At 36.3% G+C, this 12504-nt stretch carries 13 protein-coding genes; 10 read left to right on the forward strand and 3 right to left on the reverse strand.

The window, feature by feature from the left end; all coding sequences use genetic code 11:
- Together OWO01_RS15195 and OWO01_RS15200 are read right to left on the reverse strand one after the other, a co-directional pair.
- On the reverse strand, nucleotides 1-216 hold a 216-nt coding region (locus tag OWO01_RS15195; RefSeq protein WP_268781331.1), incomplete at its 3' end, for a hypothetical protein.
- 317 nt (nucleotides 217-533) lie between these two features.
- A complete protein-coding gene (locus OWO01_RS15200; RefSeq protein ID WP_268781332.1) occupies nucleotides 534-1910 on the reverse strand; it encodes a class II fumarate hydratase in 1377 nt (458 codons plus the stop codon).
- A 181-nt stretch (nucleotides 1911-2091) separates the two neighbouring features.
- Here OWO01_RS15200 and OWO01_RS16090 point away from each other — a divergent pair, with 181 nt between their 5' ends.
- The 3 genes from OWO01_RS16090 (at nucleotide 2092) to OWO01_RS15210 (ending at nucleotide 3241) form a co-directional block, all read left to right on the forward strand.
- Nucleotides 2092-2313, forward strand: coding sequence for a DUF421 domain-containing protein (locus tag OWO01_RS16090; protein ID WP_336284374.1), 222 nt, complete (start codon nucleotides 2092-2094; stop codon nucleotides 2311-2313).
- Between the two features lie 17 nt (nucleotides 2314-2330).
- Nucleotides 2331-2552 (forward strand): DUF421 domain-containing protein, encoded by a 222-nt coding sequence (locus OWO01_RS16095; RefSeq protein WP_336284376.1) that lies wholly within the window; start codon nucleotides 2331-2333, stop codon nucleotides 2550-2552.
- A gap of 206 nt (nucleotides 2553-2758) precedes the next feature.
- Entirely contained in the window at nucleotides 2759-3241 is a 483-nt protein-coding gene (locus tag OWO01_RS15210) for a hypothetical protein (RefSeq protein WP_268781333.1), read from the forward strand.
- A gap of 58 nt (nucleotides 3242-3299) precedes the next feature.
- On the opposite strand, the gene OWO01_RS15215 is transcribed toward OWO01_RS15210, so the two are convergent.
- Nucleotides 3300-3875, reverse strand: a complete 576-nt coding sequence (locus OWO01_RS15215; protein ID WP_268781334.1) for a LysM peptidoglycan-binding domain-containing protein — start codon at nucleotides 3873-3875, stop codon at nucleotides 3300-3302.
- 415 nt (nucleotides 3876-4290) lie between these two features.
- Here OWO01_RS15215 and OWO01_RS15220 point away from each other — a divergent pair, with 415 nt between their 5' ends.
- From OWO01_RS15220 to OWO01_RS15250, 7 genes are all read left to right on the forward strand, one after another.
- A complete protein-coding gene (locus OWO01_RS15220; RefSeq protein ID WP_268781340.1) occupies nucleotides 4291-4482 on the forward strand; it encodes a helix-turn-helix transcriptional regulator in 192 nt (63 codons plus the stop codon).
- Nucleotides 4472-5209, forward strand: a complete 738-nt coding sequence (locus tag OWO01_RS15225; RefSeq protein ID WP_268781335.1) for a DUF3169 family protein — start codon at nucleotides 4472-4474, stop codon at nucleotides 5207-5209. The genes OWO01_RS15220 and OWO01_RS15225 overlap by 11 nt, the downstream gene beginning before the upstream one ends.
- 838 nt (nucleotides 5210-6047) lie before the next feature.
- Nucleotides 6048-8279: a peptidase domain-containing ABC transporter gene (locus OWO01_RS15230; protein WP_268781336.1), complete on the forward strand. Its 2232-nt coding sequence runs from the start codon at nucleotides 6048-6050 to the stop codon at nucleotides 8277-8279.
- The gene (locus OWO01_RS15235; protein WP_268781337.1) at nucleotides 8272-8739 is read left to right on the forward strand and encodes an AraC family transcriptional regulator; all 468 of its coding nucleotides are present in this window, start codon (nucleotides 8272-8274) and stop codon (nucleotides 8737-8739) included. The genes OWO01_RS15230 and OWO01_RS15235 overlap by 8 nt, the downstream gene beginning before the upstream one ends.
- Nucleotides 8736-10232 carry a beta-barrel domain-containing protein gene (locus OWO01_RS15240; protein ID WP_268781338.1) on the forward strand — a complete coding sequence of 499 codons (1497 nt, stop codon included), beginning with the start codon at nucleotides 8736-8738 and terminating at the stop codon, nucleotides 10230-10232. Before OWO01_RS15235 ends, OWO01_RS15240 begins: the two co-directional genes overlap by 4 nt.
- Nucleotides 10233-10595: 363 nt before the next feature.
- Nucleotides 10596-10937 (forward strand): hypothetical protein, encoded by a 342-nt coding sequence (locus tag OWO01_RS15245; RefSeq protein WP_268781341.1) that lies wholly within the window; start codon nucleotides 10596-10598, stop codon nucleotides 10935-10937.
- 461 nt (nucleotides 10938-11398) lie between these two features.
- Nucleotides 11399-12331 (forward strand): site-2 protease family protein, encoded by a 933-nt coding sequence (locus OWO01_RS15250; protein WP_336284382.1) that lies wholly within the window; start codon nucleotides 11399-11401, stop codon nucleotides 12329-12331.
- Nucleotides 12332-12504: the final 173 nt, after the last annotated feature.

Consider the following 12504-nt stretch of genomic DNA (forward strand, 5'->3'; position numbering starts at 1 on the left):
AATACCTAGAAAACTTATACTGAAAACGATTAGTGCAGTAATTAATAAGCCATTACCGACAATTTGGGACGTTTTATATTTATCATGTTTCTTCGGGTTAAAAAAATTCATCATATCACCAGCTTGAAAATACTTTATGATCGCTCCAAAGAAGGTTAAGATTCCCCCGTTAAGACAGGTGATTATAATAGTTCCCACTAAATCAGCTTCACGCATGAAAAAATCCCCCCTAATGTGTCCATTGAAATATCTAAAAATGGTTTTTATTGGTTGTTATTATATTAATCTATCTTAGCAAAAAGCACAATGTTTTATTTGCTAAGCATGAGGCGATATTTCTGCAGGATAGTGAAATTTCAACTAGTGGGATTCTAGGGGTGATTGCTCTGGGATAGATGAACCCTAATTTTAACATTCTGACAGATCCGCTTTTTTTAGGTTCATTCTGTCCGAATCAAGCTGTGATTCGGACCACTTTGTCTTACATCGGTTCAACTGTGTCCGAATCAACCTCTGATTCGGGCAACTCACTCTTAGACCATCCCTTTAGGATCGATTGCTTGTTGGTTTTCTTCTGTAAATAGTCCCTGATCTTTAAGGATGTCTTTAATTGTTTTATATTCTTCATCTGCTTTCATTCCAATCTGAGAAGCCATATCATATCCAAGTGTTGGACTAAGACCAGTAACAAGGGAAAGACTGGCTTCCATCCACTTTTTGCAGATTTCTTCATTCACATGGATACCACTAATACATTTTGTAGTTAGCGTGTCAATAGCATTAGTCAGTAAATTAATCGAATGAAGAAATGTATGTGCAATCATCGGCATCATTACATTAATCTCCAATTGACTAGCCATGCCTGCAGTAGCAATGGCTGTTTCATAACCGATAATCTGTGAACAAACCATGTGAGTCATTTCTAAAATTGCTGGATTTACTTTTCCAGGCATGATTGTTGAACCTGGTTGGACAGCGGGTAGGGTGATTTCTGCTAATCCAGTTCTTGGTCCTGAGCTAAGTAAGCGCAAATCACTCGTTATTTTAATTAAGTGTATCGCAAGTTCTTTCAGTGTCAACATACACCGAATTGGTTCACTCATATTTTGCATGAATGCAAACATGTTTGAAGGTTGACGAAATGGCAAGTTTGTCCGACGACGAACCTCTTCGATAATCTTTGGAATATATCCTGGTTGCAAATTAACAGATGTGCCGATCGCATTTCCGCCTAAGCCAATCTCATACAAGGCCTGCAAATTATGCTCTAATTGTTGATAAATCATATGAATTGTTTCGGCGTAGCCAGAAAATTCTTGTCCGAGTCGCATCGGAACTCCATCATGTAGGTGAGTACGCCCGGCTTTTAGTACGGGCATAAATGTATCTGCTTTTTTTTGCAGTTCCTCGTGTAATCGACCAATTGCGGGAAGTAGTTCTTGTTTTAAGTTTTCACTAGCTGCAATATGAAGGGCGGATGGAAAGGTATCATTTGTAGATTGCGACATATTGACATGGTCATTTGGATGAATCTGTTCAGAAGCCCCGATAATTTCTGTAGCACGTTTGGCGATTACCTCATTAGCATTCATATTTTGGGATGTACCTGCACCTGCTTGATAGACATCAACAACAAAGTGAGCATCCCACTTTCCCTCAATTACTTCCTCAGCCGCTTGTTTAATTGCTGCACCTAACTCTGGTTTTAGCGTACCTAGCTCGACGTTCACGCTCGATGCCGCTGCTTTAATAATTCCTTGCGCTTTAATAAATTCACGTGGAAGAACAATCCCGCTGATCGGAAAATTTTCGACCGCACGTTGTGTTTGCGCACCATAATAGGCAGTGGTAGGTACCATGATGTTTCCAAGTGTATCATTTTCCATTCGATATTGTTTTTGAGAGGTCATATTCGTCTCCTTTCACTACGCTAATTTATTTTTATTATTACCACGTGATTTTGTGGTTATGTAAATTGTTTGGATTAATAATAGTGCCTGTTTTGGATAAAATAAAGTGAACCTTCAACCAATGGGGGGCGTTGGTTACGCCGAGATGAAATCAAAAAAATAGAAAGTTGGTTAATCAATAATGGAACTTATCGAATTAATTGTGAGGTTGATACTTACTTTTGTTGTTTTATTTACTCTTACACGGATCATGGGAAGAAAAGAAATTAGTCAGATGACGTTTTTTAATTTTGTTTCTGCGATTACTATTGGGTCTATTGCTGCTAATCTTGCGGTAAGCTCAAATCTAAGTGTCCAAAACGGAGTAATGGCATTAGTGGGATGGACCGTTCCGCTCGTTTAGACATGGATGCACTTACAATGATGTTAAGACAACAAAATATATTTTCGATTAAGGACGTAGAGTACGCAATTTTTGAAACGAACGGAAAACTTTCTGTCATGAAGTACGACCAAAAACAAGCGGTAACAAAAGAAGATATGAATATTACAATAAAAGCAAAACAATATCCTTTCTCAGCAGAATTAGTATCAGATGGTAAAATTAATACAAATAATCTGACGAGATTAGACTTAAAATGAAAAATGGTTAGAACAAGAATTGAAAAACGCGGGAGTAGCTAGCGTTTCTGAGTTTTTTATGCGGAAATTTAACAAGACGGTTCGTTGTATATTGATAAGAAAGACGATGATATGGTTCATTAAAGGTTGATGTTGCTATAGGATTTTAAATAATTTAAAGCAATTTATACTTTTGTTATAATGGAGCAATAAGAAGGTGATATTAAGTGACTAATCTAGGGTCTGAGACCGTGATTCCCATGCAACCGGGTGATATTATTTATTCTTCCAAAAGCATGTCAACATTTCTCATAGGTCATTGTGGAATTGTTGGTCACGATTTAAGAATATATCACGCTCATCCGAAAGGTGCATTATCAGATACATGGGAACAATATGTGACACGTCACCTGTTTGATGGAAAAATAATTATACTACGACCACAAAATGGGGCAAATAAAGTGGCTAGTTGGGCAGAAAATAACATACATCTGGTGAAAAAGTATTTCTTTACTCGAGAATTAAGTAATCAGCAAAGTAATTATTGCTCTAAATTTGTTTGGCAGGCTTTCTGGTTCAGCCTGAAAGAAGATATTACAGGTAAAGGTCTGGCGGTTGATCAGGTACGATGGATTTACCCAAAGTCAATTCGGCGAGCAGCTAACTTAAAAGAGGTTGGTAGATGGAAAGTAAGTGATTTAAGGAAATAGGATAATAGCAAAACAAAAGCCCCTGCATAAGCAGGAGCCTTCATTAATTTACCTTTTCCTATCGAACCGGAATGGCTACATCAGAACCTATAGTCATTGCATACGGATCGACATTTGGATTGGCTTCTAATAGATCATTTACAGTTACCCCATCATAAACACTTGCAATTTCACTAAAAGTGTTACCTGGTTGAACGGTGTGATAAACGTACTCGTCTGAATCAGCATCTGAATCTTCATAGTCGACAACGACAATCTCAGAACCGACAGTTAAACTTTCAGGATCTACATCAGGGTTTAAGTTTTCTAAATCATTTACGGTTACCCCATCATAGACGGCTGCAATTTCTGACAAGGTATTACCTGGTTGTACAACGTGTGTTACCACATCGTTATCTTCATCTTCATCCATTGGGATTACGATTTCAGCCCCAACTGGAAGTGCTTGGGGATCATAGTCATTTTCTTCAGTTAAATCGTTTGTAGAAACATTATCATAGTTTTGAGCTAGTCCCCAATACGTGTCACCGGGCTCTACTGTTACTGTGTCGGATGCTGCTGAAACACCGATCGCACCAAAAACCAATCCAGTACCAACCACTGCAGTTGCTACTCTTTTTGTTGCTTTCTTCATGTCTTAACTCCTCCTTAGTAACGGTATATAAAACTATTCCACGTGTGCGAGTGATTAAACATGAAATTCAATTTTCTTTCTAGCAAGACAATAAATCATACAAGATTGTATTGTTCTATTCATTGTCACAATGCCTTTAGTGCCCTTTATCTTAATACCCCGCATATCTTTGAATAGATAAGTTTAATGAGAATTGTATGATTCGATAAAAGCTATCTTATCTTGTATGTTATTTTTCCTGTAAAAATAAATATACACCACCATCAATAATTCTTTGAGAAAAAATATTTATTTAAGTTGACAAACAAAGTTGTCATGGATATAATAAAAATGACAATTTAAGTTGTCATTTTGACAAGTATTTTTTACGATAGGATAAGGAGGCGGTTTTGTGCCCTTAAACAATTCATTGAAAATGTATCGTGCAAAACTTGGTATAAACCAAGCAGAAATGGGGAGATTGGTTGGTGTCTCTCGTCAAACAATAAGTTTAATTGAGCGTGGAGACTACTCTCCATCGGTAACTTTAGCGATCAAGCTAGCGAGAATCTGTGAAGCAACTGTAGAGGATATTTTTATTTATGAGGAGAATGAAGATGAAAAATAAAAAAGATGCGTTAAAATTACTACTGATTATGTTAGTAGGTGGAATCGTCGGAGCAACAAGTAGTACCGTCTTGCATGCACTGGAAATCGATCGATTATCCGATTTAGGTCCTCGACTAATGGAGCATTTAGTAGTACATAGTTTATGGTATCAAATCGGTGCTGTTGTTATTTTTTTCGTTCCAACATTGCTATGGCTATACAAAGCGAAAAAAATAAGTGTTGATGATTCGGAAGATATCGATTTAGAAGAAGATCCAAATAATCAACTATTTGATAAATACTTATATCGTGGTTTGTTGTTTAATAGTGTGTATTTTGTGATCGGGTTTATTCTTTTTGGTTTATCAGCAGATATACGTAATCCGTTTTTTTGGAGCTCGATCGTTGTCTTTTTAGTTTTTATGTTTTTGAGTTCTTATATTGAGGTGAAAGTAGTCAGGTCTATGCAGAAAGCAGATCCGATGAAAAAGGGAGAACCTACCTCTATGAAATTTAATAAAGATTTTTTAGAAAGTTGTGATGAAGCAGAAAAACTACAAATCTATAAATCTGGATATCAATCCTATGCTTTTACACAAACGGCTATTATGATAATTTTTATCATCATGTTCGTATCTAAATTACATTTTGAATTGGGCAATTTGCCTATCTTACTGGTGGGAGGAATATGGTTACTTCAGTTATTATCCTATTTTTACTATGCAGCAAAAAATGAAAAAAATTAAAGTAGTTAGACATTTGCTCAAATAAAGTGAAATTTTATCAATTTCAGCAGTTTGTCTTTATCTGGAAGTAATTGAAATTTTGCTTTATCTCTTTTACAGCATAATGGATAAAAGCATAATTATAAAGGGTATCACCAAAACGATTGACTTTGGTGGTACTCTTTTTTAAAACTTTGAATTTGCAAAATTCGTATGTTGTTAATAATTTTTATGGTGAAATTTAGAATCATCCATCATTCGGTGCAACAAATATTAAGTTTTCATGCCTTTTATCCTGCTCTTTATCCCGGAGCAATCGTCCGTAAGACTCCCACTTCAAAACAACGAGAATACTGAGTTGTTTAAGTGGGAGTAACGGATGCTAGCACCCCGAATGGTTGGTCATCCTTTAGGGCTAACAATCAGTGGGGGAATACCTAAAAACCCCCACTGATTGAAGTTTCACTTTATATAAGCTATGTAGAGGTGTTTCTCTGAAGTGAAAGATAGACTGACATTGGATTTAAATAATGTAACAATTTAACAATTAACCCTTAATTTTACTAAATAAATTAGAATCCCGCCATTTTTTGTCGGTGTACCGCCAAAAAATGGCGGTCAACCGCCAAAAGTTGTCGGTGCGATTTTTGCTTTGTTCATATACTATAGAAATATAGAGGATTTCAATTCGAATCTGAATAAAATTTGATGGTTCTCTCTAGGAGTGATAATAGGAGAAGTAGAGTTGGAAACCACATGTAACTGCATACTATTATCCGAAAATTCTTAATTCTCTAGATGCTATCCAATAGAGCAGTTAAACCACTAATAAATAACTAAAGGAATAGGAGGTTATCTATTGTTATTCAAAAAATGGCCATGTACCATGCAACATGATGCTTCTGATTGTGCTGCAGCGGTTGTGTCAACGGTTATGCTTCGATATAAAAAAGAAACCACAATCATGAAAATTCGGGAAATAATTGGTACAGACGCTTATGGTACCACCGTTAAAGGCATTATGGACGGGCTAACAAAACTGAATTTCAACGCGAAGGCGATTCGTACCACAACGGATCAGATTACAAATGATTTATCGTTTCCAGCCATTGCTCAAATTCACACAGAAGCAGGACTAAATCATTTTGTGGTTATTCATAAAGTGACAAAAAATGATCAACTCGTTGTCGCTGATCCAGACAAAGGGATCGAAAAAATGGATCGGGAAGAGTTTGAGAAGCTGTTTTCAGGGGTCATGATTTTCATGGTGCCGACCAGTGAATTCGAAATGATGCGTCTGAAAGATAAAGGGATGTTTGAATTGTTTATGCGACTCATTCTCCCACAAAAGAAATTAATGGCGGTCATTATTCTTGCTTCCCTGCTTTTAACTGCATTCGGAATTTTCTCGAGTTTTTTCTCCAAAATAATCATGGATGAAATTATTCCGTATCAATTGAGACACAGTCTATACATATTTCTCATTGTGTTTGCGCTCGTTAGTTTGGTTCAAAATCTCGTATCCGCATTTAGGCAACACATTTTATTGTTTTTATCACGAAAAATTGATATCCCAGTCATGATGGGATATTACAATCATATTATCCATTTGCCTTATCGATTTTTTGGCAGTCGTAAAGTGGGAGATATTATCACACGCTTTCAAGATGCGATGACGATTAAAGACATATTCACCTCGGTATCCTTATCTCTAGGATTAGACATCATGTTAGCCCTCTTTAGTAGTTTTTTATTATGGCGTTTAAATGCGCAACTCTTTTTCATCCTTGTTGTGATGGTACTTATTAATATCGCACTTATATATATCTTTAAAAAACCATACAAAAAAATTAATTACGAGCAAATGGAAGCGGGAGCCATGTTGAATGCCCAGTTGATCGAATCGATTCAAAATATCGATACAGTCAAAGCTCATGCGAATGAAACGGAACAAATGAATCATTTAGAACGACGTTTTGTTCATTCCCTCAAAATCGGCTATAAAGAAGGGATTTTACAAAATGTCCAAGAGTTCGTTTCAACCTTCGTAAACTCTTTAGGAAATGTTTTTATGCTTGGTTTTGGTGCGTTAATGATTATTGATGGAGAGATTACGATTGGGGACCTCCTTGTGTTCCAAACGCTAAGTCAATTTTTTATTGAACCAGTACAAAACCTAGTGAGTTTACAACTGACCTTCCAAGAAGCACAAGTGGCGATGAATCGTCTTAGTGAACTGATGTCGTTAGATCGTGAAGATATCCATCAGGAGCAACAACTGTCAGACATTGATTTGAAACAAGAAATTGCCTTTGAGAATGTCACCTTTGCCTATGGATCACGTCCGCCAGTTTTAAAAGATTTTGATTTACACATTAACCAAGGCGAAAAAGTAGCTTTCGTTGGTGAAAGTGGTGCTGGTAAAAGTACGATTGCAAAACTATTGTTAAAATTCATGTCACCACAAGAAGGACAAATAAAACTAGGAAACTATCAATTGGAAGATATTGATTATCATTATTTAAGACGCAAGATGGCGTATATTCCACAAAAGATTGATTTGTTTACGGGTACTATCATTGATAATTTGAAAATTGGAAACCCGGAGGCAACGTATGAGCAGATTATTTCGGCTTGTGAACTAGCAGGAGCTGCATCATTTATCGATCGGCTTCAAAATCGTTATCACACGATGATTGAAGAAGGTGGTGGTAATTTATCGGGTGGAGAGCGCCAGCGGTTAGCCATTGCCCGTGCATTACTTGCGGAAAGTGATTTATTTATTTTTGATGAAGCGACGTCTCATTTAGATTCATTCAGTGAACAAAAAATACAAGAGATTATTTTTAACCGGATCAAAGGAAAAACAATGATCATGATCGCGCATCGACTATCTACTATTATCCAGTGTGACCGAATTTTCTTTATTGAAGATGGTCAAATCACGGAATCAGGTACACACGAAGACTTGATGAAACAAAACGGTCGTTATGCTCGTTTGGTAAATGCACAAACAATGGGGTGTTCGGTCGATCAACCAAGCACGAAAAAAACAAATGATCCGGAAGATGAGGAGGTTTCCTATGACTAAGTTAATGGTGAAAGAAAATAAAAAGCTTGTCTTAAAAAATGTATTAATGAAACAACATGAAAGTATTGCTCTCGATACTCTCGATGAGAAATTAAATACCTTTACGAATCAATTAAAACTGTTTAAGATCCAAACCTTTGGCCCGTTAGTGACAAGAAATAAAGGAACAATTTTTCATGATGATGGAACCTTGACTACCGACTATGAATTGTTCGTTCAAGCACACGATTATAAACAATATCAAAAGCAATTCAAAATTAAAGATCGAATCGAATTTCCACATTGTATTTATGTGAAGTTTAAAGGGAAATTTGAAGACATGCATTATGCTCATTCAAAATTGGATCTCTATTTTTATGAAAACGATCTAACAACAAATGGCGATGTGATTACGGTACTTATAAATGAGTACGAGGATCAAGTAGAGGTTGACTTGTTTAAACCGGTGACGCAACTATGAAACTATTTACCCGCCAAGAATTAAAAGATGCCCGTGTCTTTTTTGATAAGCAACCGCCACGATATATGACCGTCTTTATTTTATTTACTATTGGTGTACTGGTTCTTTCCCTTATCGGGGCGCAAGTAGTAAAACGTCCTTATATCGTGAAAGCTCAAGGCACGGTAACCGTAGAAGGGACAAGTTATCTTGCCGCCAGAACGCATGGTGTCGTGACCGAACTTCATGTTAACTCAGGACAGTATGTCGAAAAAGGAGAACCGATTCTTTCGATATCAACAGGAAACGAAGGGATTCAAGCGTCGGTCGTGGATGCGCAAATCGCGGAACTTGAAGAGACGTTAATGGTGATGGATCGTTATGAAGAAGCGATAGCAACCAAAACGAACACATTAAACAGGGAAGGCCAAGAACTTGAGTATTACGGTAAGATGGCATATTACTTAGATACACTAAATCAAGAAGAATTTGAAACGACGAAACTAGAAAATGACATTCAGGAAAAACAACAAGCGCTTGATCAATTCGTTAAAGAGAATTCAGAGGCAAAAAAAAATTTGGAGCGCGTAATAACAAAGCTTAACGACAAAGAAACTGAACAAAAATCAATCTCAAATTCCTTAGTCGAAAAGGAAGAGAAACATGAAGTCTTATTTCAAGAACTAACAGCGCTTGAAGAAAAGGCGATGGAAAGTGAAGAGGAAACGCTATTTGAAGCATTAGCGGATAAGCAAAAAGAACTCGATCGACTTTCAGAATCGATGGAACAAACACAACAAAAATTAGAATCGGATGATGCGTACATCGAGTTGATGGAGAAAAAGGCGGAATATGAAGCTGCGATTGAATCGAATGACATGGAGATAAAAGGCATAGAAGATGAGTTAAAGCATTTAAATGAAGAAAAAGAAACACCGTATTCACAGGCAGAGCAAACAAGACTTCAATTATTAAGTGAACTGGGAGAAAAGCGTAATCAAGTTTATCACCAGTTAGTGGAATTACGCGCGAATCAAGGTGCAGCAAATCAACAAGATGAAATTCATCAAGTAGTAGCATCCGAATCTGGTGTGGTTCATTATCTCCAACCGTTATCACAAGGAATATCGATCCAACAGAACCAAGTTATCGGTGAGATTGCAATGGAAGATAATAACTTTTATATCGATAGTTATATTAACGCGCAAGACAGGAGTCGTGTAGGAGAAGGTCAATCAGTTAAAGTTCAGGTACTTGGTGTAAATAATTACCGTTTTGGAACTTTAGAAGGAACACTTACCTTTATCGAACCCGGGACAATTCAAAACGAAACCCAAGAAGGCGTCGTCTCTTTTTACCGCGCCACTGTTCAGTTAGATACAACAAAATTACAGAGTAAATCGGATGAAGTGATTGAAATCGTGCGTTCGATGCCAGTAGAAGCTCGCATCGTTTACCAAGAGGAAAGCTATTTAGAGTGGTTACTCAATCTATTAAACTTGATATCTAGTTGATATTACAGCCAATCGCTTTAATATAGATAAGTTGAAGGGGGGAATGCCTTGAAACAAAGAAGATTAAAGAGGGCCTTTATTTAGGAGTATCTTATAATGAAGAAGACCTAAAATACACTCCTGCATACCTAATTCTAATAGATTATATGTAGTGGAAATGTTAAAGTATCTAATCATCGGTGTATACAACTATAGAGCTGGTAGTATCTCAGAAGTTGATGATTTTATTGAACATGGTGCATTATGATGTTATGCAGTAGTGTCATACTTAAACTTAGTATTTAATTTAATCTAAAAACTAATTGATATTAAGGTAGCGCGCACCTTGATATAGATATTACAATTTAAAGGAGGAGAAACAAGATGGAAATGGTATTACCTAAAAAATATGTAGCATTAGAACAAGAAGAAATGATGTATTTGGATGGTGGATGGTCTGCACGTACATTTGGACGTAATTTAGTTGGTATTTGGGGGAGCTTTTGGGGTGCAGAGGCCCTAGTTTCAAAATTAGCTAAAACACTTGGTAAAGTTAGCCCAAGAGCATTGGAGTCTCTGACTGGGACATATAAAAAAATAGCAGCAAAAGCCTCAGTCCAACTAGGAAAAATAGGAGCAAAGCTTGGAGGGATTAAAGGAGCCATAGTAGGAACAGCAATAGCCGCTGGTGGCGTTTGGGCGTTAGGCAAAAAGAGTTTCTTTTAAAAAGGAGATGGTTTCTTGCTAGTATACTTTCTACTGGGGACTGCTTTAAGCATTACACTATATGATTTATGTAGGAAATACGTATGGAAAAGAGAACTTAACAAAGACCTGTTTTATAGTACTGTTTTACTAGTAATGATTTCTGTATTTTTCGAACAAAACAGTATTCAAAGTTCCATGTCCCTACTTATTGTTTTAGTGGGATCATTTTATGGGTATAGTGTTGTTTTCAAAAAGGAATGAAAGAAGTTGTAAAATGAGTATGTGGCTAAGCCAGACAAGATGATTATATGTCTTGTCTGGTGTATGCTGTATATAGCTAAGAGGTGAGTAATTCGGAATCGAAAAAGAAACTATCGATCATAGAGATTATTCAAGGAGGAGGGTTTATAGCGCTTATTTTTTATTCCATCCTTGAAGGAAGTTTTCTATCATACGTTTTATTGATTTTCCCGATTACAGTGATCATTGTAATACTCTTACATGAAATAGGACATTTAATTTCAGGTAAAATACTCCATTATAAGTTAATTGCATTCAAAGCATCCTTGTTAACATGGGAGAAAGCAAACCGCGGATTTCACTTCTCCCTAAAGCAAGGATTTATAGATGGGTTCTGTAGTATGATACCTACGAAAAAAAGTTTGAAAATTCGCAATGTCATCATTTTCACGCTTAGTGGCGTATGTATGAACTTGATTACTGGTGTATGTTTTTTTCTATTGGGTATGAGTATAGAGTCTCTCAGCCACCTTAAAATTTTCAGTTATTTTCTAGGGATATTCTCTCTTCTTTCTGTTTTGATAAATGTATATCCGTGTCTCACAAATGGGGAGCCCAATGACGGTCTGACGGTATGTAACATAATCAAGAGTAAATCATATGCCTGTAAATTCCAGGAATATCAATCTATAATGCTTCAGCTTGATAAAGGATGTAGAGTAAAAGACTTAGCATTACCTATCCAATGTTCTAAAATCATTGATCATTTAGATATCTATTTTTTCTTGCTGGCGTATTACAGAGAAGTGGAGAAAAAAGGAGTGGGAGAAGGATCTATCATAATTAAAGAGATTGAAAATGCGCTTATATTACATCCTGAACTAAAAAATGAGAAATATGTTTACGAGATTATTGTGTTCCATTTGATCAATAAGAAACAGGGGTTAGTAGATAAATATGGTGACTTCTTTACGTTACTGGAAGAAGATTACCATGACAGAAATCCTATGACTTTAAGGGTGAAGGCGTATTTCTCTTGGTATATACAAGAGAATAAAGAAAAAACATTGGAATACATAGAAAAAGCATTAAGTCTAAATACAGAGCTGTTTTATCTTGGTGAAAGAAAGATAGAACAATCATTTATAAATGATTTGAAGAATAGAATTTAGCAAGTTCGATGAATTATGATTGTGCGTTTGGGTCAGGATGAGTGATTGGACATTAGCTCCAAACCCTGTCGGAAGAAAAAATGCTAGATTTGTACGCAAGATAAGGAGACGACCTGTACATTGTAAAACAATACTTCACAGAAAAGAGGCTTTTCAAGTTCAAAAAACTAGTG

Origin of the sequence: Natronobacillus azotifigens, assembly GCF_026805325.1 — a bacterium.
In the GTDB taxonomy this organism is placed as follows: domain Bacteria; phylum Bacillota; class Bacilli; order Bacillales; family Amphibacillaceae; genus Natronobacillus; species Natronobacillus azotifigens.

Excerpts from the sequence above, each read along its gene's own strand:
- OWO01_RS15200 (WP_268781332.1), bottom strand. The coding sequence starts at position 1,910 with ATGACCTCTCAAAAACAATATCGAATGGAAAATGATACACTTGGAAAC.
- OWO01_RS15240 (WP_268781338.1), top strand. The coding sequence starts at position 8,736 with ATGAAACTATTTACCCGCCAAGAATTAAAAGATGCCCGTGTCTTTTTT.
- OWO01_RS15245 (WP_268781341.1), top strand. The coding sequence starts at position 10,596 with ATGGAAATGGTATTACCTAAAAAATATGTAGCATTAGAACAAGAAGAA.
- OWO01_RS16095 (WP_336284376.1), top strand. The coding sequence starts at position 2,331 with ATGATGTTAAGACAACAAAATATATTTTCGATTAAGGACGTAGAGTAC.
- OWO01_RS15225 (WP_268781335.1), top strand. The coding sequence starts at position 4,472 with ATGAAAAATAAAAAAGATGCGTTAAAATTACTACTGATTATGTTAGTA.
- OWO01_RS15235 (WP_268781337.1), top strand. The coding sequence starts at position 8,272 with ATGACTAAGTTAATGGTGAAAGAAAATAAAAAGCTTGTCTTAAAAAAT.
- OWO01_RS16090 (WP_336284374.1), top strand. The coding sequence starts at position 2,092 with ATGGAACTTATCGAATTAATTGTGAGGTTGATACTTACTTTTGTTGTT.
- OWO01_RS15220 (WP_268781340.1), top strand. The coding sequence starts at position 4,291 with ATGTATCGTGCAAAACTTGGTATAAACCAAGCAGAAATGGGGAGATTG.
- OWO01_RS15215 (WP_268781334.1), bottom strand. The coding sequence starts at position 3,875 with ATGAAGAAAGCAACAAAAAGAGTAGCAACTGCAGTGGTTGGTACTGGA.